Below are 24,317 nucleotides of genomic sequence, written 5' to 3'. Positions count from 1 at the left end.
AGGAAGATGTAGGTCACACCGGCCCGCGGACTGCCCGACGCAGGGCCTGGGCACAATGGCCGATATGGCCTCCACGACTTCCTCCGCGACCTCCTCCCCGGCCGCCCCCGCCCTGACCGTCGGCTTCGACCTCGACATGACCCTCATCGACTCCCGTCCCGGCATCCGCGCCTGCTACCAGGCGCTGGCCGAGCGGACAGGCACCTACATCGACGCCGACCTGGCGGTGACGCGGCTCGGGCCGCCGCTCGCCGAGGAGTTGATCAACTGGTTCCCCGAGGACCGGGTGGCGGAGATGTCCGACCTGTACCGGTCGATGTACCCGACGTTCGCCATCGCCCCGACGCCCGCGATGCCCGGCGCCCCTGAGGCCATCGACGCCGTGCGGGCGGCGGGCGGGCGGGCGATCGTGGTGACCGCCAAGTACGAGCCGAACGCCAAGCTGCACCTGGAGTACCTGGGCATCCACCCCGACGAGGTCGTCGGCAACCTGTGGGCCGAGCAGAAGGCGGAGGCGCTGCGCGAGCACGGGGCCGGGATCTACGTCGGCGACCACATCGGGGACGTGCGCGGCGCACGCAAGGCCGACGCCCTGTCCGTCGCCGTGGCGACCGGGCCGTGCAGTGCCGAGGAGCTGAGCACGGCCGGAGCGGACGTCGTACTCGGGGACCTCACGGAGTTCCCCGGCTGGCTCGCGGACTACCGCCCGGCGCGCGCCTGACGGCGGCCCGCCGCAATCGACTGGAGCACGCCGGCTCCCGCCATCAGGAAGCCGGCACCCATGAGCATGCTCAGTCCGAACATGTAGGTCGGAAATGGCTTCGCGTGGAGGAACAGCGGAGCCACTGTGACGAGTGTGGCCAGCGCACCGAGGAAGAACACGATGGCACCGGCACGGATCAGTCGGTCACCGGGCTCGGCGGAATTCGTTTGGGTTTTGTCACGCACCGGACCAGGGTAGTTCCCTGCCCGAAGGAACAACCCGGCGACGTCTTGTCGCCGTTTCCCCTCATGTGCAGGTGGGGAGAGGGCCGGTAGGCTGGTTCGACGGCCGATGGACAGCAGTACCAGGGCGTACCTGGGGTGACCGAGGGAGCGTGTGCTTTGCCGACTGGCAAGGTCAAGTGGTTCAACAGTGAGAAGGGCTTCGGCTTTCTCTCCCGTGACGACGGCGGTGACGTCTTCGTCCATTCCTCGGTCCTCCCCGCCGGAGTCGAGACACTCAAGCCGGGCCAGCGAGTCGAGTTCGGCGTCGTCGCCGGCCAGCGTGGCGACCAGGCACTTTCGGTCACCGTCCTGGACCCGACCCCCTCGGTGGCGGCCGCCACCCGTAAGAAGCCGGACGAACTGGCCTCCATCGTCCAGGACTTGACGACCCTTCTGGAGAACATCACGCCGATGCTCGAGAAGGGCCGTTACCCCGACAAGGCCTCCGGCGCGAAGATCGCGGGTCTGCTGCGCGCGGTCGCCGATCAGCTGGACGTATAGCCGCGAAATACCGAAAACCCGTAACCCTTACGGAAATTCGAGCGCATCCGGGCCGAGGGGCGGCACCAGCCCCTCGGCCGCCGCACGGGTGAGCAGGCCCCGTACCGCCGCATAGCCGTCCTCGCCGAGGCCGGCGGTGAACTCGTTGACGTAGAGGCCGATGTGCTGGTCGGCGACGGACGGGTCCATCTCCTGGGCGTGTTCCATGACGTACGGGCGGGAGACCTCGGGGTCGTCCCAGGCGGCGCGTACGGAGGTGCGGATCGCGTCGGCCAGGCCCGTCAGGGTCTCGGCGCCCAGTGAGCGCTTCGCGATGATCGCGCCCAGCGGGATCGGCAGCCCGGTCGTGTGCTCCCAGTGCTCACCCATGTCCGCGAGCTTGTGCAGCCCGTAGTTCTGGTACGTGAAGCGCGCCTCGTGGATGACGAGCCCCGCGTCGACCTTTCCGTCCCGCACCGCGGGCATGATCTCGTGGAACGGCATGACGACGATCTCGCCCACCCCGCCGGGGACCGTGTCCGCCGCCCACAGACGGAACAGCAGGTACGCGGTCGACTTCTCGCTCGGCACGGCGACCGTACGGCCGGTGAGCGCCCCACCCGCCTCCCGGGTCAGCACCAGCGGACCGCAGCCCCGGCCCAGTGCACCCCCGCACGGCAGCAGCGCGTACTCGCCGAGGACGTACGGCAGCACGGCGTACGACACCTTCAGCACGTCGAACTCGCCGCGCTCGGCCATGCCGTTGGTGATGTCGATGTCCGCGAAGGTCACGTCGAGCGCGGGCGCGTCCGGCACGCGGCCGTGGGCGAGGGCGTCGAAGGCGAAGGTGTCGTTCGGGCAGGGCGAGTACGCGATCTGCAGTGGGCGCTCAGAGGTCATGCTGTTTCCAACTCTCCAGGACGGGCGCAAGCTTCCCGAAGCCCTCGGTCAGGGCCGCGAGGGCGTCGCCGATGCGCCAGGCGGCGCGGTCGCGCGGGCCGACCGGGTTGGAGACCGCGCGCAGCTCCATCACGGGCACACCGTGCGCTGCGGCCGCCTCGGCCACCCCGAAGCCCTCCATGGCCTCGGCGAGGGCGCGGGGGTGGCGGGCACGGAGCGCTGCGGCGCGTTCGGCGGTGCCGGTCACCGTGGAGACGGTGAGGACGACTCCGGGACGTGCGCCGGTGGCGGCCGCGAGCTCTCGTACGAGTGCTTCCGGCGGACGGTGGGTGACGGTCCCGAAGCCGAGCTCGGTGACCGGTACGAATCCCTCGGCCGTCTCGGCGCCCAGATCGGCCGCGGTGATCTCGTCGGCGACGACGAGGGAGCCCACGGGGGCCTCGGGACGGAAACCGCCGGCGATCCCGGCGGAGACGACGAGGTCGTACGGGCTGCCCCGCAGGGCAGCGGTCGTGAGGGCGGTCGCGGTGGAGGCGGCGGCGAGAGCGGGGCCCACACCGGCGGCGATCACGACCTGGCCGTCACCCGCGAACGCCTGGGCCACCGCGTCCCGTTCGGCGGGGACCGCGGTGGCCACGAGGACGCGTACGGAACGCGTCGGCGACATCGACGGCATGGACGACCTGGACTTCGGGGTCAGTCGTTCTTCTTGAGCTTGAAGGACCACAGGCCGGTGACCGCGCTGCCGCTCTTCTTGCCGTCGCCCGCCTTGATGGTGACCAGGGTGGAGTTGCCGGTGGCGCCGTACTGCTGGTTGAAGAAGACGCTGCCCGGGACGGTGCGGTAGGTCTTGGCGCTGTCCTCGGTCAGGGGCTGACCGTTCATCAGGATCGTCCACCGCTTGTCGGCGATGTCGGGGTCGACGCCGAAGCGGACGGTGTCGTCGGGGTCGACCTTGATGGACTTGATGTCCTTGTCCTTGAGGCACTTCGCGAGGTCCGCGGTCTGCAGCGACTTGCCCTCGCCGCCACAGGTGGCCTGCGCGCTGACGGAGGAGCGGCCGACCGTGATCGTGGAGACCGGCGTCGGCTTGTCGCACGCGGACAGGACGAGCAGTCCGGCGGAAACGGCGCCGGCGGCGGCGACGGTGCGGCGGCGTCGCACAGAGGCGCGGACATTTGCGGCTCCGCCGCGTGGCATCGAGGTCATGGGCGAAGGTTATCGGGCACCTGCGGCGCTCCCCCCACGTGGGGGGCGGCATGCCTGTGTGTTACGCCACGCGGGGCTTCGAGGCGCCCCCGTGATGGGCCGAGCCGATCAGCCCGCGGGCGGTGGTGACCCAGCCGAGGGCGATGACGGCGGCTGCCAGGCTCAGGCCCGCCGCCCCGTTGAGCGGCATCACGATGCCGATCGCGCCGCCCAGCACCCAGGCCATCTGCAGCATGGTCTCGGAGCGCGCGAACGCCGAGGGGCGCACCGTCTCGGGCACGTCCCGCTGGATCAGCGCGTCCAGGGACAGCTTGGCCAGCGCCTGCGAGAACCCGGCGAACGCGGCCAGACACGCCACCAGGAACGCCCCGAAGAAGATCGCGGCCGTGATCGCGGCGGCGAGCACGATCGGCAGGACCGCCACGATGATGATCTCCGGCGCCCGCTGTCTCAGCCACGCCCCGACCGCCGTACCGACGGCGTTGCCCGCGCCCGCCGCCACGGCCACTATGCCCAGCGACACGGCCGCGCTGGAGCCGGTGAGCGGGTGCTCGCGCAGCAGGAAGGCGAGGAAGAAGGTCAGGAACCCGGACAGCCAGCGCAGGGCCGCGTTGGCGCCGAGCGCGTGGGTCACCGCGAGGCCGACCGTGCGGAGGCCGGGCCGCTTCACCGGCTTGAGGTGCGGCCCGTGCAGATGGTCCGCGTCCGCCGCGAGCAGCGCCGTGTCCTCGCCCTTGGCCGAGTCGACCTTCGGCGGCAGGGTGAAGGACAGGAACATGCCCCAGATGTAGATCACGAAGGCGCCGTACAGCGGCCAGCGCGGGCCGATGGCATGCAGGCCCGCCCCGATGGGCGCCGCGACACCGGTGGCGAGGAGCCCGCCGAGCGTGACCCGGGAGTTGGCCTTCACGAGGGAGAACTTGGGTGGCAGCAGCCGGGGCACGACCGCGCTTCTGACCACCCCGTACGCCTTCGACGCGACCAGTACGCCCAGCGCGGCCGGATACAGCTCCAGGCTGCCCGTGGAGACGGCCCCGGCGATGATCAGCGCGAGCAGCGCCCGGGCGAGCATCGAGCCGGCCATCGCGGCACGGCGGCCGTGCGGGAGCCGGTCGAGGAGCGGCCCGACGACCGGGGCGAGCACCGTGAACGGCGCCATGGTGATCGCCAGGTAGAGCGCGACACGCCCCCGTGCCTCGTCGGTGGGGACGGAGAAGAAGACGGTGGAGGCGAGGGCGACGGTGATCATGACGTCCCCGGCGCCGTTCACCGCGTGCAGTTCGATCAGTTTGCCGAGGCCGGACTCGCCGGCGCCGTGCGCGTGGGTCGCCTTCCGGATCCCGCGGGCGGTTCCGGTGAACGGGAAGTGCAGGGCACGGCCGACCGCGCGGACGGACCCGCCGAACCGGCCCGAACCGCCACCACGACTGCTGCCCTTGACCCCACCGGCCCCGGTGGCTCCCTGGGGCGTCCTTGCGGCTGCCACTCCGTCATAGTGCCCCGAGAAAGCTGTGTGTAGTGGGGTTACCGCGCGTATGGGCGCGTACTTCCTGTGTATTTCCCCGGTACTTGCCAGGCCCGTGGAGGGAAACGTCCCGTCGGTGTAGGCCGAGCGGTCGCGAGAAGGTAGCGTGCGTAGCGCGTCGTGGCGAACGTTCTCGGCCGCGCGCCTCTCGGACATCCCGCAGAATGGATGCATGAGGTGCGCCCGAGTGCGATCGGGCGCGGACGTCGACGCGGTCCTTCGGTCCGCTCCGTCCGCTCCCATCGCCTTCAGGCCGGCGCACCCGAGTGACGGCGTAGGAGAGAAGCGATACCTGTGAGCGCAGCGACCACGCGAAGCCGCACCCCTGACCGCCTGTGCGCGGAGGCCGTCGACCTCGCCCGCGCCGCCGCCGAGGAGGCTGCCGCGCCCGGGGTGGTGGGCGAGCACCTGGGTCTGGAGTCCGAGGGCGACCGTGTTGTCACGCACTTCTTCGAGTGCAAGGAACTCGGGTACCGGGGCTGGCGCTGGGCCGTGACGGTCGCGCGCGCCTCCCGCGCCAAGTTCGTCACGCTGGACGAGGTCGTCCTGCTGCCCGGCTCGGACGCGCTGCTCGCTCCCGAGTGGGTGCCGTGGAGCGAGCGGCTGCGCCCCGGCGACATGGGCCCCGGCGACCTCCTGCCCACCGACGCCGAGGACCTGCGTCTGGAGCCCGGCTTCACCGGCGCGGAGGAGCCGCCGCCGAACTCGCCGCTCTCCGAGGAACTGGCGGAGCTGGCCGAGGCCGAGGACGCCGAGGTCACCGCGGGCACCCCCGCGAGCCTGCCCTTCGCCCCGTCGCGTGGCTCCATCGCTGCCGTCGCCGAGGAACTGGGCGTGCGCCGCGCCCGGGTCCTGTCCCGCTACGGGCTGCATGTCGCCGCGGACCGCTGGGACGAGGCGTACGGCTCCAAGACGCCGATGGCTCAGGCGGCCCCCGCGTCCTGTGCGAGCTGTGGCTTCCTCCAGCCGATCGGCGGCTCGCTGGGCCAGGCGTTCGGTGTCTGCGCCAACGAGTTCTCGCCGGCCGACGGCCGGGTGGTCTCTCTTTCGTACGGCTGCGGGGGGCACTCCGAGGCGGCGGTCATGCCCAGGCCGCCGCAGCCGGCACCTCCGGTGATCGACGAGACGCGGGTGGATCCGTTCCCGCTGCGGCCGGCGGCGGACTCGGGTTCCGTCCCGGTTGTCTCCGACGGGGAAACAGCGGATCTGGGGCACTCGTAAGTCTGTGGGTGCGTGGGGGTACGCGTCCCTGGGGGCTGCGCCCCCACACCCCCCATCGGCCTGCGGCCTCGTCCTCGAACGCCGGACGGGCTGAAAAGGGCTGAGCCGAATGTCAGCCGCCCCGGGACATCAGCCGCTCCGGGAAATTCAGCCGCTCCGGCGTTTGAGGAGCGGGGGTCCGGGGGCGGAGCCCCTGGGGACGGGACGGGTAGGGGCGGCGGGGGCGGTGAACATCTCGCGGTACCTTCGTGCTCACGCCGAAGTGGGCCGATGAGGAGAGTCAACGTGAGCAAGTTCGTGCGGCCGGCCCCCGAGGGAGCGGACCCGTTCGGCACCGCCCGTCTGCGCCGCGGAGTCCTGGACGCCTGGGCCACCAGCCCCGCCCGTTTCCGCGAGGACGCCAACGCCGAGGAGGACCTCGTCCTCGGCGGTTACCGGGACCGGCTCCTCGTAGAGCTCGCTCAGAACGCGGCGGACGCGGCTGCTCGCGCGGGAGTCCCAGGACGCCTGCGGCTCACCCTGCGCGACGGCGTTCTCGTCGCCGCCAACACCGGCGCCCCGCTGGACGCGGCCGGTGTCGAGTCGCTCGCCACCCTGCGCGCCTCCGCGAAGCGGGACACCCACGAAGGCGCCGTCGGCCGGTTCGGCGTCGGGTTCGCGGCCGTGATCGCCGTCACCGACGAGCCCGCGGTCGTAGGCCGGCACGGCGGTGTGCGCTGGTCGCTCGCCGAGGCCCGTGAGCTGGCCGCGGACACGGCGCGGTACAGCCCGGGGCTGGGGGACGAGATCCGGCGCCGGGACGGACACGTCCCGCTGCTGCGGCTGCCCTTCGCCGCCGAGGGGTCCGCCCCGGAGTCGTACGACACCGTCGTCATCCTCCCACTGCGCGACCCGGCCGCGGCCGACCTCGCCGAGCGGTTGCTGGAAGCCGTCGACGACGCCCTGCTCCTCGCCCTGCCGGGCCTGGAGGAGGTCGTGGTGGAGACCGACGGCGTCCGCACCCTGCGCCGCGGCACGGACGGCCCCTTCACCGTCCTGGAAGACACCCGCGGCGGCACCACCCGCTGGCGTACCGTCTGCGCGCAAGGCCCCCTCGCTGCGGACCTCCTCGCCGACCGTCCGGTGGAGGAGCGGCTGCGCCCCCACTGGTCCGTCACCTGGGCCGTGCCGGCCGACTCCGACGGCAGCCCGGCCCACCCCCGTACGAGCCCCGTCGTGCACGCCCCCACGCCCAGCGACGAGCCCCTCGGTGTCCCGGCCCTGCTCATCGGGTCCTTCCCCCTCGACACCACCCGACGGCGCGCGGCCCCGGGCCCGCTGACCGACTTCCTCGTCCAGCGCGCGGCCGACGCCTACGCCGAACTCCTCGCCGACTGGCTCCCGGTGACCGAGGGCATCATCGGTCTCGTCCCCGGCCCGTTGGGGAAGGGGGAGCTGGACGGCGCCCTGCGCGCGGCGATCCTGGAGCGGCTCCCGCGGACCTCCTTCCTGCCGCCGGCCGTCGCACCGGCCGAAGGCCAGGACGCCGCCGAACCCGGTGAGCCCGGCGAGCCCATCGACGGTCTCGCCGGCCCCGAACTGGCCGGCGGGCGGGATCGGGATCTCCATTTCGGCGGCTCCCTCCGTCCCCGTGACGCCGAGATCATCGAGGGCGCCGGTGCCGACACCGTGAAGGTGCTGGCCGAGGTGCTGCCCACCCTGCTGCCCGCCGGGCTCGAACGGCGGGCGGAGCTGCGGACGTTGGGCGTCGCCAGGGTGCCGCTCACCGACGCCGTCGACCGGCTCGCGGGGCTGGAGAAGGAGCCCGGCTGGTGGCGGAGGCTCTACGACAGCCTCGCCGGGGTCGATCCGGACCGGCTGTCCGGCCTTCCCGTGCCGCTCGCCGACGGACGTACGACCATCGGCCCGCGCCAGGTGCTGCTGCCCTCGCCGGATGCCACGCACACCGACCCGGAGGTGCTCGCCCGGCTCGGGCTGAAGGTCGCCCACCCGGAGGCCACGCACCCCCTGCTGGAGAAACTCGGCGCGCTTCCCGCGACGCCTCGCGCCGTCCTCACCACCCCGCAGGTCCGTGCCGCCGTCGCGGCCTCCCTCGACGACGACGGCGGGCTGGACTGGGAGCAGGACGCGCCGGACGCGGAGGAGCTGGCCGACACCGTCCTCGCGCTCGTGCGGGACGCGGCGCTGGATCCCGGGGACGAGCCCTGGCTCGGCGCGCTCGCGCTCCCGGACGAGGACGGGGAGCCGGCGCCCGCCGGTGAACTCGTCTTCCCCGGCAGCCCCTTCCATCAGGTCATCCGGGAAGGTGAACTCGCCACGGTCGACGCGGAGTTGGCCGACAGGTGGGGCGAGCAGCCGCTGGCCGCGTGCGGTGTGCTGGCCGACTTCGCCCTCGTGCGGGCCACGGACGTGGTGTTGGACCCCGACGAACTGGAGCCCAGGGAAGGCGACTTCGCCGAGCCCGACGACGCGGGTCTCCTCGACGCCGTGGACGTCTGGAGCGAGGACGTCCTCGACCGGTTCCCGGACACGCCCGTACCGCCGGTCGCCACCGAGCTGGTCGCCGTACGGGACCTGGACCTCGTGGACGACGACAAGTGGCCGCAGGCCCTGGCCCTGCTGGCCCGGCCGCCGTTGCGGGACGCGCTCACCCAGCCGATGCGGATCCTGCTGCACGACGGCACGCACGAGGTCGTACGGCCCTACACGGCCTGGTGGCTGCGCGGGCACCCGGTGCTCGACGGACGGCGGCCGGCCGGTCTGCTCGCCTCCGGCGGGGACCCGCTGCTGCGTGGGCTCTACGACGAGGCCGACGCGACCGGGTTCGACGACGAGCAGGTGCTGCGGTCGCTCGGGGTGCGCACCTCCGTGGCCGCCCTGCTCGACGAGCCGGGCGGCGCCGCCGAGCTGCTCGACCGGCTCGCCGACCCCGAGCGCGAGGTCACGGGCGCCCAACTGCATGCCCTCTACGGCGCGTTGGCCGACCTGGAACCCGAGCAGGTGACCCTGCCGGACGAGCTGCGTGCCGTGGTCGACGGCCGGGTCGAGGTCGTGGACGCCGCGGACGCCGTGGTCGTCGACTCGCCCGACCTGCTGCCCTTCACCGAGGGTGTCCCGCTGCTGCCGGTACGGCCGGCGCGGGCCGCCGAGCTGGCCGAGCTGTTCCAGGTGCGGCGGCTGAGCGAGTCCGTCACCGGTGAGGTCGACTCCGAGGGCGCCGAGCACGACGTACCGGACCCGGTACGGGTGCTGCTGGGCGCCCGTACCCCCGCGACGTACGTCGAGCACGAGGAACTCGTCGTCGACGGCGTGGAGTTGGACTGGCGTCTGACCGGCGACGGGGTGCTGCACGCGGCCACCCTGGAGGGCGTCGCCGCGGGGCTCGCCTGGGCCGCCGGGCAGTGGCCGCGGCGCTTCGAGGTGGCGGCCCTGCTGGAGGACCCGTCGCGGACGGAGGAGCTGGCGCGGGACCGGTGGTTCGACTGACCGCGGAGGCCTCAAGATCCTCTGGATCCTTCGACCGACCGCCGGAGGATCAAGATCTCAAAATTTCTCGCACAAATCTTTCACCAGTCGTATACCATTCACCCGCGTCACGAATCTGATCACCTGAGCCAACAGGCTCCATGATCACTTGGGCCCCGTACGCAACGATGGGCGACGGGGCCCCTTTCTCCACGTGGGGAACACATGCGCATGCGTGCCACCCTCGGCGTTGTGACCGGCGCCGTGGCCCTTACCGCTCTCGCCATTCCGGCCGCCCAGGCCGACGAAGTGCACGGCGACACCACGATCTCGAACGTCGTGGTGAACGGCGGCAAGCCGGTCGTCGTCTCGGCGACCGCGAAGAAGACGATCACGGTCACCTTCACCGTCAAGGACAACTCGGGCGTCAAGTCGGCCATGGCCATCCTGTGGCACGGCTCGGACTTCGACCACTCCGACAGCGGCGCCGTCGCCAACAGCAGCGACCACTACGCCAGCTGCTCCGCGGTGAGCGCGACCACGTCGAACTGCAAGGCGACGTTCGACTTCAAGCCGGGTTACAACACCATCAACGCGGTCGCCGGTACCTGGAAGGTCTGGGGCATCGCCTCCGGCAAGGACGCCGACTTCGTCCAGAAGGACAACGTCAAGACCTTCAAGGTCGAGCGCCTGTCGAAGCTGACGGCCAACGCCGCGCCGGAGCCGGTCAAGAAGGGCAAGACCCTCACGGTCACCGGCAAGCTGACCCGCGCCAACTGGGACAGCGCCACGTACTCGGGCTACGCGGGCCAGCCGGTGAAGCTGCAGTTCCGCAAGGCGGGCTCCAGCACGTACACCACGCTGAAGACCGTCACCACGGACTCCGCGGGCAACCTGAGGACGACGACCAAGGCGACGGCCGACGGCTACTTCCGCTACTCCTTCGCGGGCACCTCGACGACTCCGGCGGTCAGCGCCGGGGGCGACTACGTCGACGTGCGCTAGCCACGGCGAGCCCTCCCCGCCCACTCCCTTTCTCTTTCCGCCAATTTGAGGAAGTACATGCGTATTCGCGCCACCGTGGCCGCCGTGTCCGGTGCCCTGGTCCTCTCCGCCTTCGTCGCGCCGGCCGCTCTGGCCGCCGACGGTCCGAAGGCCCCCGCGGGTGTCGCCCCGGCCAACAAGGCCGCGCACTCCGCCTCCACCGGCAAGGCCGCGTTCAGCAGCACCGCCGACGCCGAGGGCACCCCGTACGCCCTGGACGCCTCCTTCTCGAACGTGAAGGTCAACAAGGGCAAGAGCATCCCCGTCGGCACCACCAACGTGGTGAAGGTGCCGGTGTCCTTCACCCTGAACCACGGCGAGGACGTCAACATCCACGCCGCCGACTTCGTCGCCGGAATCGAGCTGTACCGGGGTGCCACGTTCGAGGACGAGATCTGGTGGTTCGACAGCAACGTCGCCACCTGCAGCGACTCCTCCACGACCGCCGCCTCCTGCACCGCCACGGTCGAGATCGACCCGGCGGATCTGCTGAACGAGGACGCCGGTGCCTGGAAGGCCGCCGGCTTCGCCGTCGCCTTCAACGGCGAGGACCAGGAGAACCCGAACCTGGACAACGTCGGTGTCGCCGTCACGGACAAGGTCGCGGCCTTCAACCTGCAGCGCTACTCCAAGCTGACGGTCAACGCCGCGCCGGAGCCCGTGAAGAAGGGCAAGACCGTCACGGTCACCGGCAAGCTCTCCCGCGCCAACTGGGACGACAACAAGTACCACGGCTACACCAGCCAGCCGGTGAAGCTGCAGTTCCGCAAGAAGAGCTCCAGCACCTACACCACGCTGAAGACCATCAAGTCGAACTCGACGGGTGAGCTGAAGACGACGACGCCGGCGACCGTCGACGGCTACTTCCGCTACTCCTTCGCGGGCACCACGACGACCCCGGCCGTCAGCGCCGCGGGTGACTTCGTCGACGTGCAGTAGGCGCAGCAAGCAGCAAGCAGCAAGCAGCAAGCAGTAAGCAGCAAGCAGTAAGCAGCAAGCAGTAAGCAGCAGTGAGTTATGGCCGCTTCCGGAAGGGGACCCCGGGAGCGGCCGTTTCTCTGTAACTCGCAAGGTCTTTGCCATCCCCGAACAAAAATCCGCCTCAGCCGTACAACCCGCCACATCCGCCACGGATCTGATCCCGTGAGTCAACAGACTCCACGATCACTTTCTCCACTTGGGGAACACATGCGCATACGCGCCACCGTGGCTGCCGTCTCCGGCGCCCTGGCCCTTTCCGCCTTCATCGTGCCTGCCGCGCACGCCACCGGCTCCGCCCCGTCGTACCGCGCGGAGGCCGCGAAGGTACTCGCCGCGCACTCCGGCAAGACCGCGTTCAGCAGCGCCGACGCCGCCGCGGACCTGGGCGTCACCTTCTCCGGCCTGAAGATCGCGTCGGCGATCCGGGTCGGCGCCACCGGCCACTACTCCACCACGGTCAGCTACAAGCTGACCCACGGTGCGAACTACGACGTCACGTCGGACGACTTCGACAGCGGCCCGGTCATCTACCGCGGCTCGATCACCGACCCGAACACCAACCTGCTCGGCGGCCGGCTCCCCGCCACCTGCACGGTCACCTCGACCACCACCGCCGACTGCACCGGCAAGATCGACATCAGCCCGGAAGACGGTGACCTGCTCAACTCCGAGGCCGGCAAGTGGTCGGCCGGCGCGCTCGCGCTGCAGTACAGCACCAACGACTACTCCCTGCAGGGCGGCCTCGGCTCCACGCTCGTCCAGCGCGCCTCCAAGCTGACGGTCAACGCCGCGCCGGAGCCGGTCAAGAAGGGCAAGACCGTCACGGTCACCGGCAAGCTCTCCCGTGCCAACTGGGAGGACAACAAGTACCACGGCTACACCAGCCAGCCGGTGAAGCTGCAGTTCCGCAAAAAGAGCTCCAGCACCTACACCACGCTGAAGACGATCAGTTCGAACTCGACGGGCGACCTGAAGACGACGACGCCGGCGACGGTCGACGGCTACTTCCGCTACTCCTTCGCGGGCACCTCGACGACCCCGGCGGTCAACGCCACGGGCGACTACGTAGACGTACGCTGACGCCGCGCCCCGTCAGGGGCGCGGGGAACGGCGCGACCAGCCACAACCGGTCCGCAGCCGAAACTGAACATTGCGCCCCCGGCCAAGGCCAAGCGCTAAGCGGGAACGCGGCGGTCGACCCATTTCCAGAGCAGTTCCAGGGCGACCGCCGCCACCGCCGCGATGCCGACCGCAACCCACGGCATCGTCACGCCGACCAGTTTCAGCGCGAAGAAGTGCTGGAGCCACGGCACGATCAGGACGAACAGGAACGCCACACCCATCGAGGCCACCAGGGCGATCCGCCACCAGGTGTAGGGCCGGGCGACGATCGCCAGGATCCACATGGAGATCAGGAACAGCGTGAGGGTCGCCGCACTGGTCTCCGCGTCCAACGAGCCTTTGCCGACGTAGTAGTGACGGGCGATCAGATACGTCACGAAGGTCGCCGTCCCGGCCACCACCCCGCCCGGGACCGAGTACCGCATGACCCGTCGTACGAAGTGCGGCCGTGCGCGTTCCTTGTTGGGGGCCAGGGCGAGGAAGAAGGCCGGGATGCCGATGGTCAGGGTGGACAGCAGCGTCAGGTGGCGGGGCAGGAACGGGTATTCCACCTGCCAGCACGCCACCAGGACGGCCAGCAGCACCGAGTAGACCGTCTTGACCAGGAAGAGCGTGGCGACTCGCGTGATGTTGCCGATGACCCGGCGGCCCTCGGCGACCACCGAGGGCAGCGTGGCGAAGCTGTTGTTGAGCAGCACGATCTGCGCGACGGCGCGCGTGGCCTCCGAGCCCGAGCCCATGGACACGCCGATGTCGGCGTCCTTGAGGGCCAGTACGTCGTTCACGCCGTCGCCGGTCATCGCGACCGTGTGCCCGCGGGACTGCAGCGCGCCCACCATGTCCCGCTTCTGCTGCGGGGTGACCCGTCCGAACACCGTGCCCTCGTCGAGGGCCCGCGCCATGCCGTCCTGCTCGGCGGGCAGGCGACGGGCGTCGACGGTCGTTCCGCTGAGGCCCAGTTTTCCTGCCACCGCGCCCACCGACACGGCGTTGTCGCCGGAGATGACCTTGGCGCGGACGTCCTGGTCGGCGAAGTAGCGCAGGGTGTCGGCCGCGTCGGGCCGCAGCCGCTGTTCGAGTACGACGAGCGCGGTGGGCCGGGCGCCCCGCGCCGGCTTCGGGTCGTCGAGGTCATGGCGCGCGCGGGCGAGCAGCAGGACGCGCAGGCCCTGCTCGTTGAGCCGCTCGGTCTCCGCGAGCGCAGGGTCGTCGGCGCCCAGCAGCACGTCGGGCGCCCCCAGCAGCCACGTACCGGACTCGCCGTTGCCCTCGCTGAAGCGGGCGCCGCTGTACTTGCGGGCGGAGGAGAAGGGGAGGGACTCGGTGCAGCGCCAGTCCTCGACGTCCGGGTAGGCGTCGATGATCGCCTGGAGGGAGGCGTTCGGGCGCGGGTCGGACGCGCCGAGGGCGCCCAGCACCTTGCGCACGTATGTCTCGTCGGCGCCCTGCAGCGGCCTGACCTCGGTGACGTCCATGCCGCCCTCGGTGAGGGTGCCGGTCTTGTCGAGGCAGACGGTGTCGATGCGGGCGAGGCCCTCGATGGCGGGGAGTTCCTGCACGAGGCACTGTTTCCGGCCAAGTCGGATGACACCTATCGCGAAGGCGACCGAGGTGAGGAGCACCAGCCCCTCCGGGACCATGGGCACGATCCCGCCGACGGTCCGCGCGACCGAGTCCTTGAAGCCGTGCTGCTTGACGATCAGTTGGCTGATGACCAGGCCGATCGCGGTCGGGATCATCATCCACATCACGTACTTGAGGATGGTCGAGATGCCGGTACGCAGTTCGGAGTGGACGAGGGTGAAGCGGGAGGCCTCCTCGGCGAGCTGGGCGGCGTAGGCCTCGCGGCCCACCTTGGTGGCCTTGAAGGCGCCCCCGCCGGCGACGACGAAGCTGCCCGACATGATCTGGTCCCCGGGCTTCTTGACCACCGGGTCGGCCTCGCCGGTGAGCAGCGACTCGTCGATCTCCAGCCCGTCGGCCTCGACGCACACCCCGTCGACCACGGCCTTGTCCCCGGGCCCGATCTCCATCAGGTCGTCCAACACGATCTCCGACGTGCTCACTTCGGCGGCGGTGCCGTCGCGCCGTACCGTCGGCCGCGCCTCCCCGATCACGGCGAGCGAGTCCAGGGTCGTCTTCGCCCGCCACTCCTGGACGATGCCGATGCCCGTGTTGGCGAGGATCACGAAGCCGAAGAGGCTGTCCTGGATCGGCGCCACGAACAGCGTGATCAGCCAGAGCGCGCCGATGATCGCGTTGAACCGGGTGAACACGTTCGCCCGGACGATCTCGCCCATCGACCGGCTGCTGCGCACCGGAACGTCGTTGACCTGCCCGCGCGCCACCCGCTCGGCGACCTCGGCCGCGGTGAGGCCCGGCGCCGGCGTAGGGAAGGGGACGGGGTGCACAGGGTCGAGCTCGGCGCCGGCGTCGATGTGCGTCATGCATTCGACGGTACGTGCGGATTTGCGGCTTCACCCGCCGAGTGACCGGAAGATCCGACCTGGGGAGGAGCGAACTCGTGCGGTGGTAGGACGGCCGGTGGCGGTACGGCCTATTCGGCCGACTCGGACTCCGACGCCGGCTCCGACCCCGGTGCCTGTGCCGCCGCCTGCTTGATCGCCGCGTCCCGCTTCCTGACGAACCAGACGCCGTACAGCCCGAGCACGCCTCCGGCCAGGCAGGTCCACACCCACCAGGCGTGTCCGCGGTCGTCGAACCAGCCGTAGAAGGGGAGCTGCACCAGGAAGAGGACGAACCAGAGGATCGTGCCGCCGGTGATGGTGGCGACGACGGGGCCCTCAAGGGGCTCCGGTGCCTCGTGCTGGGGTGTCCACTTCGCCATGGGGGACAGCTTACGAGGCGATCAGGTCTACGCGCGGAGATAGCGCCGATCGGTTCATATATTCATACTGAAACCGTTTCCATCCGTCCACTTCTGCTCGTAGGAACATCCAATGTCCACCTCGGCCCCCGCCAAGGTCCCCGCCCCCGAACAGCCGGGGGACGCGCCCGCGTCCGGCGCACTCGACCGCTACTTCAAGATCTCCGAGCGCGGCAGCACCCTGCCGCGCGAGATCCGCGGCGGCTTCGCCACCTTCTTCGCGATGGCGTACATCATCGTGCTGAACCCGATCATCCTGGGCAGCGCGAAGGACATGTACGGGCACCATCTGGACAACGGGCAGCTGGTCACGGCGACGGCGTTGACGGCGGCGTTCACCACGCTGCTCATGGGTGTCGTCGGCAACGTGCCGATCGCGCTGGCCGCCGGCCTGGGCGTGAACTCGGTCGTCGCGCTCCAGCTGGCGCCGCGGATGTCCTGGCCGGACGCGATGGGCATGGTCGTCCTGGCGGGCTTCGTCGTGATGCTGCTGGTCGCCACCGGACTGCGCGAGCGCGTGATGAACGCCGTGCCCTACAGCCTGCGCAAGGCGATCTCCATCGGCATCGGTCTGTTCATCATGCTGATCGGGCTCGTCGACTCCGGCTTCGTCTCCCGTATCCCGGACGTCGCGCAGACCACCGTGCCGCTCCAGCTCGGCGGTGACGGACACCTCAACGGCTGGCCGGTCCTGGTCTTCATCCTGGGCGTGCTGCTCACCCTCGCGCTCATCGTCCGCAAGGTTCCCGGCGCGATCCTGATCTCGATCGTCACGATGACGGTCCTCGCGGTGGTCATCGACTCCGTCGCGAAGATCCCGACCTGGGGCCTGACGACGCCCAAGTGGCCCGGCAACCCCGTCGCCGGCCCGGACTTCGGCCTGATCGGGAAGGTCAGCCTGTTCGGTGGCTTCTCCCATGTCGGCGTGCTGACCGGCATCCTCTTGGTCTTCACGGTGCTGCTGTCGTGCTTCTTCGACGCGATGGGCACGATCATGGGTGTCAGCGACGAGGCCAAACTGACCGACGCCCAGGGCTATATGCCGGGCATCAACAAGGTCCTGTTCGTCGACGGTCTCGCGGTCGCGGCCGGCGGCGCCAGCTCCTCCTCGGCCACCACCGCGTTCGTGGAGTCCACGGCGGGCGTCGGAGAGGGGGCCCGTACGGGCTTCGCGAACGTCGTCACCGGCGGACTGTTCGCCATCGCGCTGTTCCTCACTCCGGTCGCCACGATGGTCCCGTCCCAGGCGGCCACCCCGGCCCTGCTCGCGGTGGGCTTCCTGATCCTGGCCGGCTCGGTCAAGGAGATCGACTGGGCCGACTACACCATCGCCATCCCGGCCTTCGTGACGATGGTGATGATGCCGTTCACCTACTCGATCACCAACGGCATCGGCATGGGCTTCATCACCTTCGTCGTGCTGCGTCTGGCCGCCGGGCGGGGCAGGGAGATCCCGGTCGCGATGTACGTCGTCTCGGCGGTCTTCGCCTTCTACTACCTGATGCCGGCCCTGGGTCTGACGTGATGCCCGGGCCTGACGTGATGCCCGGGTTCACGATGCGCGGGCTCACGTGACCCCGTAGAACTTCTCCGTCTCGTCGACGGCCGCCTGGAAGCGCTCGTCGAAGTCGTCTCGAATGAGCGTCCGGACCACGTAGTCCTGGACGCTCATTCCCCTTTTCGCGGCACGGTCCCGGAGCCGTTCGAGCAGCTCCCCGTCCATCCGCAGGCTGAGCACGCTGGTCCCCATGCACACGAGGGTCGCTGGCGGGCTTCGAGCGATGTTCACTTTCCGCACTGGACTCACTCGTACGGGTGAAGATCCGGTTTCAGTGGCCGGAGTCACGGGAATCCGTGCGCGCGCCAGCTTGTTTAGCCAGGGTAATGAGTTACGCTAAAGACATGTCGGACCTCACCCATGGCGACGATGCTGCCGCCGTGAACTCCCTTCGATCAGCTGTCATGCGGCTGTCGCGTCGGCTCAAGCACCAGCGGGTCGACGAGTCGCTCAGCCCCACCGAGATGTCGGTGCTGGGCACCCTGTCCAACTGCGGCAGTGCCACGCCGGGCGAGCTCGCCCGCAAGGAGCACGTGCAGCCGCCGTCGATGACCCGCATCGTCGCGCTGCTGGAGGCCAAGGGGCTGGTCCGGATGGAGCCGCACCCCGAGGACCGGCGCCAGAAGGTCGTCACCAAGACCGAGCAGGCCGAGGCGATGCTCAAGGAGAGCCGCGCCAAGCGCAACGCGTTCCTGGCCGATCTGGTGGAGGGCCTGGACGAGGACGAGTGGGCGAAACTGCGCGCCGCCGCCCCCGTGCTGGAGAAGCTCGCACACCTGTAAGCCGCACCCCCAGACAAGGAGGCGAACCCTTTTGAGTTCGGGATCCGGAGCAGACTCCGCCCCCGCACCAGCACCTACTACCCCTGTTACGCACAGATCCTCGATGTTCAGCTCCCTGCGTGTCAGGAACTACCGCCTTTTCTTCGCCGGCCAGGTCGTCTCCAACATCGGCACCTGGATGCAGCGCATCGCCCAGGACTGGCTGGTCCTCAGCCTCACCGGCTCCGCGACCGCCGTCGGTGTCACGACGGCACTGCAGTTCCTGCCGATGCTCCTCTTCGGCCTCTACGGCGGTGTCCTCGTAGACCGCCTGCCCAAGCGCCGCACACTGCTGTTCACCCAGTCCGCGATGGGCATCGCCGGCATCGCGCTCGCCGTCCTCACACTCTCCGGCCACGTCCAGGTCTGGCACGTCTACCTCGCCGCCTTCGCCGTCGGCCTCGCCACGGTCGTGGACAACCCGGCCCGGCAGTCCTTCGTCAGCGAGATGGTCGGCCCGGAGCAACTGCAGAACGCGGTCAGCCTGAACTCGGCGAACTTCCAGTCCGCCCGCCTGATCGGCCCGGCGGTCGCCGGCCTCATGATCACCGGCGTCGGTACCGGCTACGCCTTCCTCTTCAACGGCCTGTCCTTCGTCGCCCCCATGGTGGGCCTGCTGCTGATGCGTGCGCGTGAGCTGCATGTCGTCGAGCGGGCGCCGCGCGGGAAGGGCCAGCTGAGGGAGGGGCTCCAGTACGTCGCCGGGCGCCCCGAACTGATCTGGACCATCGCCCTGGTCGGGTTCATCGGCACCTTCGGCTTCAACTTCCCGGTCTACCTGTCCGCCTTCGCCGACGACGCCTTCCATGCCGGAGCCGGCTCCTACAGCCTCTTCAACACACTGATGGCGGTCGGCTCGCTGGCCGGTGCGCTGCTCGCGGCCCGCCGCGGTACGGCCAGGATGCGGGTGATGATCGCGGCGGCCGTGGCCTTCGGTGCCCTGGAGCTGGTGGCCGCGGCCGCCCCCTCGCTGTGGCTGTTCGCCCTGCTGATGGTCCCGATCGGCATGTTCGGCATGACGGTCAACGTCACCGCCAACACCAGCGTCCAGATGGCCACCGACCCGGCCATGCGCGGCCGCGTACTGGCCCTGTACATGATGGTGTTCATGGGCGGCACACCCATCGGCGCGCCCATCGCCGGATGGATCACGGATGCTTACGGCGTCCGGGCGGGCATGGCCGTCGGCGGTGCGATCGCCGCGGGTGCGGCGATCGTCATCGGCCTCGTCCTGGCCCGCGTCGGCGGCCTGCGTCTGTCGGTCGGCTGGAACCACGGCCACCCGCACGTCCGGTTCGTGCCGCGGGAGCGGCAGGAGGAGCTGGCCGCGGCGGCGTGAGAACGGTCACGGGCCCGGAGGCTGCGGACTACAGCCTCCGGGCCAGCACCTGTCCCGGCCACTCGTTCGAGGCGGTGTAGGTCTCGGTGCGCAGGAACCCGTTGTCCTCGTAGTAGCGGACGAGCCTGCCGTCGCCGCCGGCGTAGCAGTCGACCCGCAGCAGGAGAACGCCGGCGCGCCTGGTCTCCTCGGCGGCGTGCGCCAGCAGGGCGCTGCCCACGCCGTGGCCCTTGAACCGGCGGTCGGAGGCCAGCCAGTGGATGTAGCGCTCGGGTTCACCGGGCGGCGGCAGGTGGGACAGGTAGGCGCCGGGTGCGCCGGTGACGGTCAGGGTGGCCGCCGGCACGCCGTCCGCCTCGGCGATGTACGTGGTGCCCTCCTCCACGTACCGCACGACCGAGTCCACCGTCTTCCGGTGCTCCGACAGGGGCTTGGTCCCCCACTGGCCGGTGCGGCCCTCGGCCACCAGCCACTCCACACAGCTGTCGAGCATGCCGAGTATCGCCGGGACGTCGTCGGGTCGGCCTTCTCTGATGCTGATCTCCATGCGCCCATGGTGGCAGGGTGGTGCGCATGAGACTCTTCGCCGCCGTGCTTCCCCCGGACGACGTCGCCGCCGAACTCGCCGCGAAGGTAGCCGAGTTGAGGAGACTGCCCGGCGCGGAGGCGCTGCGCTGGACCGGGCGGCCGGGGTGGCATTTCACGCTCGCGTTCTACGGGGAGGTCGACGACGATGTCGTACCGGACCTGTCGGCCCGGCTGGAGCGGGCGGCCCGGCGTACCGATCCCTTCGCGCTGGCGGTGCGGGGCGGCGGGCAGTTCGGGCACGGGCGGGCGCTGTGGGCCGGCGCCGAGGGCGAGGTGCAGACGCTGCGGCTGCTCGCCGACCGGGCGGAGGCGGCGGCGCGGAAGGCGGGCCTGCCGATGGGGGAGCACCGGCGGTACAAGGCCCATCTGACGGTGGCCCGCAGCAGGGACGCGGTGGACGCACGGCCGTACCTGGAGGCCCTGGAGGGGTTCACGAGCCGTACCTGGACGGTGGGCGAGCTGGCACTGGTGCGCAGCAATCTGCCGAAGTCCGGGGTACCCGGGGAACAGCCCCGCTATGAGGCGGTCGCCCGGTGGGCGCTCGGCGGGGCCGGTTAGGCTCGACCACGTGGACCCGAAAACCCGGAACCGGATCATGGCCGGTGCGCTCGTTCTCATGCTCGTGGTGGTCATCGTCGCGGCGGCCGTCAGGTAGCGGGGGACGGAACCGCGGCCGTTCCTCGGCTGCGGACCGAGCGCGGCTGGTCGCGCCCGCGGGGCGGAGCCGCACGTCGGCTCCGCCCCGCGCACCTGAGGGGCGCTACCAGGCGAAGGCCTCCGGAGAGGGCCCCGGGCCCGGGAAGATCTCGTCGAGGCCGGACAGCAGTTCCTCGCCGAGCCCCAGCCCGACCGCGCGCACTGCCGACTCCAGCTGCTCGGCGGTGCGCGGGCCGACGATCGGGCCGGTCACGCCGGGCCGCGTGAGCAGCCAGGCCAGGGCGGCCTCGCCGGGCTCCACGCCGTGCTTCTCCAGCAGGTCCTCGTAGGCCTGGATCCGCGCGCGCTCGGTGGGGTTGGCGAGGGTGTCGGCGGCCCGGCCGCTCGCCCTGCGCCCGCCCTCGACCTCCTTCTTGATGACGCCGCCCAGCAGCCCGCCGTGCAGCGGCGACCAGGGGATGACCCCGAGCCCGTACTCCTGCGCGGCCGGAATGACCTCCATCTCGGCGCGGCGCTCGGCGAGGTTGTAGAGGCACTGCTCGCTGACGAGGCCGATGGTGCCGGCGCGCTTCGCCGCGATCTCGTTGGCCTGGGCGATCTTGTAGCCGGGGAAGTTGGAGGACCCGACGTAAAGGATCTTGCCCTGCTGGACCAGCACGTCGATCGCCTGCCAGATCTCCTCGAAGGGAGTGCTGCGGTCGATGTGGTGGAACTGGTAGACGTCGATGTAGTCGGTCTGCAGCCGCTTGAGGCTGGCGTCGACCGCGCGCCGGATGTTCAGCGCGGAGAGCTTGTCGTGGTTGGGCCAGGCGTCGCCGTCGGCGGCCATGTTGCCGTAGACCTTGGTGGCGAGGACGACCTTGTCGCGGTGGGCCGCGCTCTTGGCGAACCAGGTGCCGACGATCTCCTCGGTACGGCCCTTGTTCTCGCCCCAGCCGTACACGTTGGCGGTGTCGAAGTAGTTGATCCCCGCGTCCAGCGCCGCGTCCATGATCGCGTGGCTGTCCGCCTCGTTCGTCTGCGGTCCGAAGTTCATCGTGCCGAGGACCAGTCGGCTGACCTTGAGTCCCGTGCGTCCGAGCTGCGTGTACTCCATGACTCCCTAGCCAACGACTTGGAGTGCCCTCTAAGCAAGCGGGTTGCGGGAGAGCGACGCAAGGAACGCCGACCAGGTGGTGGGGGTCAGGTGGAGGGTGGGGGCTGTGGTCGGGGGGGTCTTGGAGTCGCGGATGTGGATGGTGGTGGGGGTGAGGGCGACTTCCAGGCACTCGCCCTCGCCGTCGCTGTAGCTGCTCTTGAACCAGCGGAAGTCCGTGCTCATAGCTCCCGTGCCACCTTCTCGATCAGCGTCGCGGATTCCTCGGGGGTGAGGGCCTGTGCTCGCAGAATGCCATATTTGCCGAACAGGTCTCCCACGTCGGGCTGTTCGCTTACGAAGTACCCGCCTCGATGGCCTTCGACATAGGCGAGCTGCTGTCGATCAGCGTTCTCCAGAAGGCTCATGCGGCCGGCGAGCCCGGCGTGGTGCTCCCGACCGTGGGGCATGACCTGGACCTCGACGTGACGGAGCTCGCCGATCGCGAGAACGTGGTGCAGCTGCTCCTTGAGCGTGGCTCAGCCGCCCAACGGCCGGGTGAGGACACTTTCTTCGAGTACGTAACTGAGGGTCGGTGCGGGCCTGCGGGTGAAGAGTTCTTGGCGCTTCAGTCGGGCATGCACCCGCTGTTCGATCTCCTCGTCGTCCAGGATCGGGCAGCGGTTGGACGTGAAGACAGCCCGCGCGTACCCCTCGGTCTGAAGCGAACCGGGGATCAAGTTGGTCTGGTACACGTGCAGAGCAGCGGCTTTCCGCTCCTCCGCCAAGTAGTCCTCGGTCCAGGGCCGTAGCCCGCTCTTCCCGAACTCCTTCTTGGCCAGCAGCATCAGTGCACCTTGTGCACCGAGCGACTCGTCCGCGACGTCTACCAGCTGGCCCTTGGGCGACCGCTCCCCTCTCTCCACCATTGCTACCTGCGACTTGGAGTAGCCGACTTGTTTGCCGAGGCCCTCCTGGGTCATCCCGGCCCGCTCGCGATAGAACCGCAACAGCGCACCGAACGACTCCGACCCACGATCACCGAAGTGCACAACCGCCTCCCCAAGTGCACAGCCGCGCACGGACGTTGCGTATGTCTGGTCACAGTATGTAAGCACCCTGTTGCATTAGCGGCATGAACGAGAGAATCGCCGCCCCCTGGATCCCCGTCTGGATCCCCGCCTCCGGTCACGCCCTTCGGCACGCCGGCATCCACTTCGACGCCATCCGTATCAAGGGCGAGCTGGGTGAACGTGTCGCCGCCGATCTGGTGTTGTGCACGGACTTCGACGCCGGGCCGATCGTCCGGGAGTTCACCGGTGAGCGGTACCTGTACTTCCTGTTGCCTCCGCAAACCGCGTCCGGTTTCCGATGGCCGCCAGGCGTAAGGGCGTTGACGCGCGGTGACGGCACGCAGGCGTACGTGGGCGTACCGGCGCTGAGTGGGCAGACCTGGCCGTTGGGATGGCGGTCGGTACCGTCGGAACGGGTGCTGTTCGTGGCGGGGGATTTGTTGGCGGAGGTGGTGGGGCGAGTCAGTCGGCCGTGCCCGCTGGTGCCACCCAGGCCGTAGGCTGCCGCGCCTCTCGACAGGTCGGTTGAGCTGTGCCTTGAGCGTCACCCTGCGTCTGCGCGGGTCGAGGTCTTTCGGACGGGCGGTGTGGGAACTTCCATCCTGGAATACCTCCATGCCTCCCCGCCAACACCTCCGACTGCGAAGAGTCGATGAACGTCGCCGATCAGTAAACGTAGACGTGCTGATTGAGGACGTTGATCGAAGGCGACGGAGGGCTCTTAGAGTGGTGCCGTTGGGCTGCACCCGTGCGCCCCTGCGACAGATGTATCGCAGGCGTGGGCCCACTTGAATGCACCGAGGTGACGATCACTTCGCTGATGCGGGGTTTTTGCGCTGGTTGGCATTGAAGCGCGCTTTCTTCTGACGATTCCCACACGTGTTCATGTCGCACCATTTGCGGGTGCGGCTCTGGCTGGTGTCGAAGAAGGCGGCTTGGCAGGTCGGTGATGCGCACAAGGCCAGTTTTCCGTCTCGTTCGCCCGCGATGATGCTGATCGCGTCGGCGGCGATCACGCTGAGGGCATCTTCCACGCAGGAAGCCGAGCTGAGCCGCCATCTCCGCTGACCCTCGGGCGTCAGGATGGCCGCGGCCCGACCCTGGGCGCTGCAGTCATTGATGACCTCGACAGCGGACGCAGGGAGAGCGTCCTGGATCGCGGCCGCTGTCGCGGCGGCGTGAATCGACTCCCTCAGTTCCCGAGCGAGGTCGAGCTGGGCAGGGGTGCAGGAGTCCACGGCGAGGCCGTTCACTGCCAGCCAGTCGATGAGTCGCTGCGGCGTGGGAATGCGCTCCACGGCTTCGCCATGACGCTCCGACAGAGTCCCCGTGAAGCTGGTCGCCAGCACGTTACCGAGGCGGAAGTCAGGAAATCCAGCACGCAT

The 24,317-nt window shown here is 69.9% G+C and carries 24 protein-coding genes and 1 pseudogene; 12 read left to right on the top strand and 13 right to left on the bottom strand.

Translation table 11 applies throughout. The features are described 5' to 3' along the window. Positions 1-55 precede the first annotated feature (55 nt). Positions 56-721 (top strand): HAD family hydrolase, encoded by a 666-nt coding sequence (locus ACYUED_RS19310; protein WP_491293527.1) that lies wholly within the window; start codon positions 56-58, stop codon positions 719-721. On the opposite strand, the gene ACYUED_RS19305 is transcribed toward ACYUED_RS19310, so the two are convergent. Next, positions 700-948: a hypothetical protein gene (locus ACYUED_RS19305; RefSeq protein ID WP_491293526.1), complete on the bottom strand. Its 249-nt coding sequence runs from the start codon at positions 946-948 to the stop codon at positions 700-702. The two genes, ACYUED_RS19310 and ACYUED_RS19305, sit on opposite strands and share 22 nt — an antisense overlap. Before the next feature lie 156 nt (positions 949-1,104). Between ACYUED_RS19305 and ACYUED_RS19300 the strand changes: the two genes are divergently transcribed. Then, on the top strand, positions 1,105-1,488 hold the full coding sequence (locus ACYUED_RS19300; protein ID WP_323178404.1) for a cold-shock protein: 384 nt from the start codon (positions 1,105-1,107) through the stop codon (positions 1,486-1,488). A 27-nt stretch (positions 1,489-1,515) separates the two neighbouring features. Here the strand turns inward: ACYUED_RS19300 and ACYUED_RS19295 are convergent, their stop codons facing one another. The 4 genes from ACYUED_RS19295 to ACYUED_RS19280 form a co-directional block, all read right to left on the bottom strand. Continuing rightward, positions 1,516-2,367: a 1,4-dihydroxy-6-naphtoate synthase gene (locus tag ACYUED_RS19295; RefSeq protein WP_491293525.1), complete on the bottom strand. Its 852-nt coding sequence runs from the start codon at positions 2,365-2,367 to the stop codon at positions 1,516-1,518. Further along, positions 2,357-3,034: a futalosine hydrolase gene (locus tag ACYUED_RS19290; protein ID WP_491293524.1), complete on the bottom strand. Its 678-nt coding sequence runs from the start codon at positions 3,032-3,034 to the stop codon at positions 2,357-2,359. The genes ACYUED_RS19295 and ACYUED_RS19290 overlap by 11 nt, the downstream gene beginning before the upstream one ends. A 29-nt stretch (positions 3,035-3,063) precedes the next feature. Then, positions 3,064-3,576, bottom strand: coding sequence for a DUF2771 domain-containing protein (locus tag ACYUED_RS19285; RefSeq protein WP_491293523.1), 513 nt, complete (start codon positions 3,574-3,576; stop codon positions 3,064-3,066). Between the two features lie 61 nt (positions 3,577-3,637). Continuing rightward, complete coding sequence (locus tag ACYUED_RS19280; protein WP_491293522.1) at positions 3,638-5,062, bottom strand: MFS transporter; 1,425 nt, start codon at positions 5,060-5,062, stop codon at positions 3,638-3,640. Positions 5,063-5,395: 333 nt separating this feature from the next. Between ACYUED_RS19280 and ACYUED_RS19275 the strand changes: the two genes are divergently transcribed. From ACYUED_RS19275 to ACYUED_RS19255, 5 genes are all read left to right on the top strand, one after another. Next, complete coding sequence (locus tag ACYUED_RS19275; RefSeq protein WP_491293521.1) at positions 5,396-6,322, top strand: DUF3027 domain-containing protein; 927 nt, start codon at positions 5,396-5,398, stop codon at positions 6,320-6,322. A 270-nt stretch (positions 6,323-6,592) separates the two neighbouring features. After that, complete coding sequence (locus ACYUED_RS19270) at positions 6,593-9,808, top strand: sacsin N-terminal ATP-binding-like domain-containing protein (RefSeq protein ID WP_491293520.1); 3,216 nt, start codon at positions 6,593-6,595, stop codon at positions 9,806-9,808. 204 nt (positions 9,809-10,012) lie between these two features. Further along, on the top strand, positions 10,013-10,792 hold the full coding sequence (locus ACYUED_RS19265) for a DUF5707 domain-containing protein (protein ID WP_491293519.1): 780 nt from the start codon (positions 10,013-10,015) through the stop codon (positions 10,790-10,792). A 57-nt stretch (positions 10,793-10,849) separates the two neighbouring features. Continuing rightward, on the top strand, positions 10,850-11,770 hold the full coding sequence (locus ACYUED_RS19260; protein ID WP_491293518.1) for a hypothetical protein: 921 nt from the start codon (positions 10,850-10,852) through the stop codon (positions 11,768-11,770). Positions 11,771-12,019: 249 nt separating this feature from the next. Then, complete coding sequence (locus tag ACYUED_RS19255; RefSeq protein ID WP_491293517.1) at positions 12,020-12,892, top strand: hypothetical protein; 873 nt, start codon at positions 12,020-12,022, stop codon at positions 12,890-12,892. Positions 12,893-12,987: 95 nt separating this feature from the next. On the opposite strand, the gene ACYUED_RS19250 is transcribed toward ACYUED_RS19255, so the two are convergent. Together ACYUED_RS19250 and ACYUED_RS19245 are read right to left on the bottom strand one after the other, a co-directional pair. After that, a complete protein-coding gene (locus tag ACYUED_RS19250; protein ID WP_491293516.1) occupies positions 12,988-15,381 on the bottom strand; it encodes an HAD-IC family P-type ATPase in 2,394 nt (797 codons plus the stop codon). Positions 15,382-15,491: 110 nt separating this feature from the next. Further along, a complete protein-coding gene (locus ACYUED_RS19245) occupies positions 15,492-15,782 on the bottom strand; it encodes a DUF2530 domain-containing protein (protein WP_491293515.1) in 291 nt (96 codons plus the stop codon). Positions 15,783-15,894: 112 nt separating this feature from the next. Between ACYUED_RS19245 and ACYUED_RS19240 the strand changes: the two genes are divergently transcribed. After that, entirely contained in the window at positions 15,895-17,346 is a 1,452-nt protein-coding gene (locus tag ACYUED_RS19240; RefSeq protein WP_491293514.1) for an NCS2 family permease, read from the top strand. A 42-nt stretch (positions 17,347-17,388) separates the two neighbouring features. Here ACYUED_RS19240 and ACYUED_RS19235 read toward each other — a convergent pair whose 3' ends face one another. After that, positions 17,389-17,571, bottom strand: coding sequence for a ribbon-helix-helix protein, CopG family (locus ACYUED_RS19235; protein WP_491293513.1), 183 nt, complete (start codon positions 17,569-17,571; stop codon positions 17,389-17,391). A gap of 152 nt (positions 17,572-17,723) precedes the next feature. Here ACYUED_RS19235 and ACYUED_RS19230 point away from each other — a divergent pair, with 152 nt between their 5' ends. Then, positions 17,724-18,161, top strand: coding sequence for a MarR family winged helix-turn-helix transcriptional regulator (locus ACYUED_RS19230; protein ID WP_266583590.1), 438 nt, complete (start codon positions 17,724-17,726; stop codon positions 18,159-18,161). Positions 18,162-18,264: 103 nt separating this feature from the next. Next, positions 18,265-19,539 carry an MFS transporter gene (locus ACYUED_RS19225; protein WP_491293512.1) on the top strand — a complete coding sequence of 425 codons (1,275 nt, stop codon included), beginning with the start codon at positions 18,265-18,267 and terminating at the stop codon, positions 19,537-19,539. A 28-nt stretch (positions 19,540-19,567) separates the two neighbouring features. Here the strand turns inward: ACYUED_RS19225 and ACYUED_RS19220 are convergent, their stop codons facing one another. Next, positions 19,568-20,086, bottom strand: coding sequence for a GNAT family N-acetyltransferase (locus ACYUED_RS19220; protein ID WP_491293511.1), 519 nt, complete (start codon positions 20,084-20,086; stop codon positions 19,568-19,570). 26 nt (positions 20,087-20,112) lie between these two features. Here ACYUED_RS19220 and thpR point away from each other — a divergent pair, with 26 nt between their 5' ends. Beyond that, complete coding sequence (gene thpR, locus ACYUED_RS19215) at positions 20,113-20,685, top strand: RNA 2',3'-cyclic phosphodiesterase (protein ID WP_491293510.1); 573 nt, start codon at positions 20,113-20,115, stop codon at positions 20,683-20,685. Positions 20,686-20,887: 202 nt separating this feature from the next. On the opposite strand, the gene ACYUED_RS19210 is transcribed toward thpR, so the two are convergent. The 3 genes and pseudogenes from ACYUED_RS19210 to ACYUED_RS19200 all read right to left on the bottom strand — a co-directional run bounded on the left by ACYUED_RS19210 (position 20,888) and on the right by ACYUED_RS19200 (position 22,911). Next, the gene (locus ACYUED_RS19210) at positions 20,888-21,880 is read right to left on the bottom strand and encodes an aldo/keto reductase (protein ID WP_491293509.1); all 993 of its coding nucleotides are present in this window, start codon (positions 21,878-21,880) and stop codon (positions 20,888-20,890) included. A 30-nt stretch (positions 21,881-21,910) separates the two neighbouring features. Beyond that, on the bottom strand, positions 21,911-22,105 hold the full coding sequence (locus tag ACYUED_RS19205; RefSeq protein ID WP_491293508.1) for a DUF397 domain-containing protein: 195 nt from the start codon (positions 22,103-22,105) through the stop codon (positions 21,911-21,913). Next, positions 22,102-22,911 (bottom strand): annotated as a pseudogene (locus ACYUED_RS19200) (helix-turn-helix domain-containing protein). Before ACYUED_RS19200 ends, ACYUED_RS19205 begins: the two are co-directional and overlap by 4 nt. Positions 22,912-22,994: 83 nt before the next feature. On the opposite strand from ACYUED_RS19200, the gene ACYUED_RS19195 reads away from it, so the two are divergent. Further along, the gene (locus ACYUED_RS19195; RefSeq protein ID WP_491293507.1) at positions 22,995-23,432 is read left to right on the top strand and encodes a hypothetical protein; all 438 of its coding nucleotides are present in this window, start codon (positions 22,995-22,997) and stop codon (positions 23,430-23,432) included. Between the two features lie 309 nt (positions 23,433-23,741). Here ACYUED_RS19195 and ACYUED_RS19190 read toward each other — a convergent pair whose 3' ends face one another. Further along, positions 23,742-24,317, bottom strand: coding sequence for a CGNR zinc finger domain-containing protein (locus tag ACYUED_RS19190; RefSeq protein ID WP_491293506.1), 576 nt, complete (start codon positions 24,315-24,317; stop codon positions 23,742-23,744).

Source organism: Streptomyces sp. DF42 (assembly GCF_058267695.1).
Note: the sequence above shows the minus strand (reverse complement) of the source record. Positions and strands in the feature narration are given on the sequence as shown.

What these genes read in the sequence shown, in the direction of transcription:
- ACYUED_RS19310 (WP_491293527.1), top strand. Translation starts at nt 56, where the DNA reads ATGGCCGATATGGCCTCCACGACTTCCTCCGCGACCTCCTCCCCGGCC.
- ACYUED_RS19295 (WP_491293525.1), bottom strand. Translation starts at nt 2,367, where the DNA reads ATGACCTCTGAGCGCCCACTGCAGATCGCGTACTCGCCCTGCCCGAAC.
- ACYUED_RS19290 (WP_491293524.1), bottom strand. Translation starts at nt 3,034, where the DNA reads ATGTCGCCGACGCGTTCCGTACGCGTCCTCGTGGCCACCGCGGTCCCC.
- ACYUED_RS19285 (WP_491293523.1), bottom strand. Translation starts at nt 3,576, where the DNA reads ATGACCTCGATGCCACGCGGCGGAGCCGCAAATGTCCGCGCCTCTGTG.
- ACYUED_RS19270 (WP_491293520.1), top strand. Translation starts at nt 6,593, where the DNA reads ATGAGGAGAGTCAACGTGAGCAAGTTCGTGCGGCCGGCCCCCGAGGGA.
- ACYUED_RS19265 (WP_491293519.1), top strand. Translation starts at nt 10,013, where the DNA reads ATGCGCATGCGTGCCACCCTCGGCGTTGTGACCGGCGCCGTGGCCCTT.
- ACYUED_RS19260 (WP_491293518.1), top strand. Translation starts at nt 10,850, where the DNA reads ATGCGTATTCGCGCCACCGTGGCCGCCGTGTCCGGTGCCCTGGTCCTC.
- ACYUED_RS19255 (WP_491293517.1), top strand. Translation starts at nt 12,020, where the DNA reads ATGCGCATACGCGCCACCGTGGCTGCCGTCTCCGGCGCCCTGGCCCTT.
- ACYUED_RS19250 (WP_491293516.1), bottom strand. Translation starts at nt 15,381, where the DNA reads ATGACGCACATCGACGCCGGCGCCGAGCTCGACCCTGTGCACCCCGTC.
- ACYUED_RS19245 (WP_491293515.1), bottom strand. Translation starts at nt 15,782, where the DNA reads ATGGCGAAGTGGACACCCCAGCACGAGGCACCGGAGCCCCTTGAGGGC.
- ACYUED_RS19240 (WP_491293514.1), top strand. Translation starts at nt 15,895, where the DNA reads ATGTCCACCTCGGCCCCCGCCAAGGTCCCCGCCCCCGAACAGCCGGGG.
- ACYUED_RS19235 (WP_491293513.1), bottom strand. Translation starts at nt 17,571, where the DNA reads ATGGGGACCAGCGTGCTCAGCCTGCGGATGGACGGGGAGCTGCTCGAA.
- ACYUED_RS19230 (WP_266583590.1), top strand. Translation starts at nt 17,724, where the DNA reads ATGTCGGACCTCACCCATGGCGACGATGCTGCCGCCGTGAACTCCCTT.
- ACYUED_RS19225 (WP_491293512.1), top strand. Translation starts at nt 18,265, where the DNA reads ATGTTCAGCTCCCTGCGTGTCAGGAACTACCGCCTTTTCTTCGCCGGC.
- ACYUED_RS19220 (WP_491293511.1), bottom strand. Translation starts at nt 20,086, where the DNA reads ATGGAGATCAGCATCAGAGAAGGCCGACCCGACGACGTCCCGGCGATA.
- thpR (WP_491293510.1), top strand. Translation starts at nt 20,113, where the DNA reads ATGAGACTCTTCGCCGCCGTGCTTCCCCCGGACGACGTCGCCGCCGAA.
- ACYUED_RS19210 (WP_491293509.1), bottom strand. Translation starts at nt 21,880, where the DNA reads ATGGAGTACACGCAGCTCGGACGCACGGGACTCAAGGTCAGCCGACTG.
- ACYUED_RS19205 (WP_491293508.1), bottom strand. Translation starts at nt 22,105, where the DNA reads ATGAGCACGGACTTCCGCTGGTTCAAGAGCAGCTACAGCGACGGCGAG.
- ACYUED_RS19195 (WP_491293507.1), top strand. Translation starts at nt 22,995, where the DNA reads ATGAACGAGAGAATCGCCGCCCCCTGGATCCCCGTCTGGATCCCCGCC.
- ACYUED_RS19190 (WP_491293506.1), bottom strand. Translation starts at nt 24,317, where the DNA reads ATGCGTGCTGGATTTCCTGACTTCCGCCTCGGTAACGTGCTGGCGACC.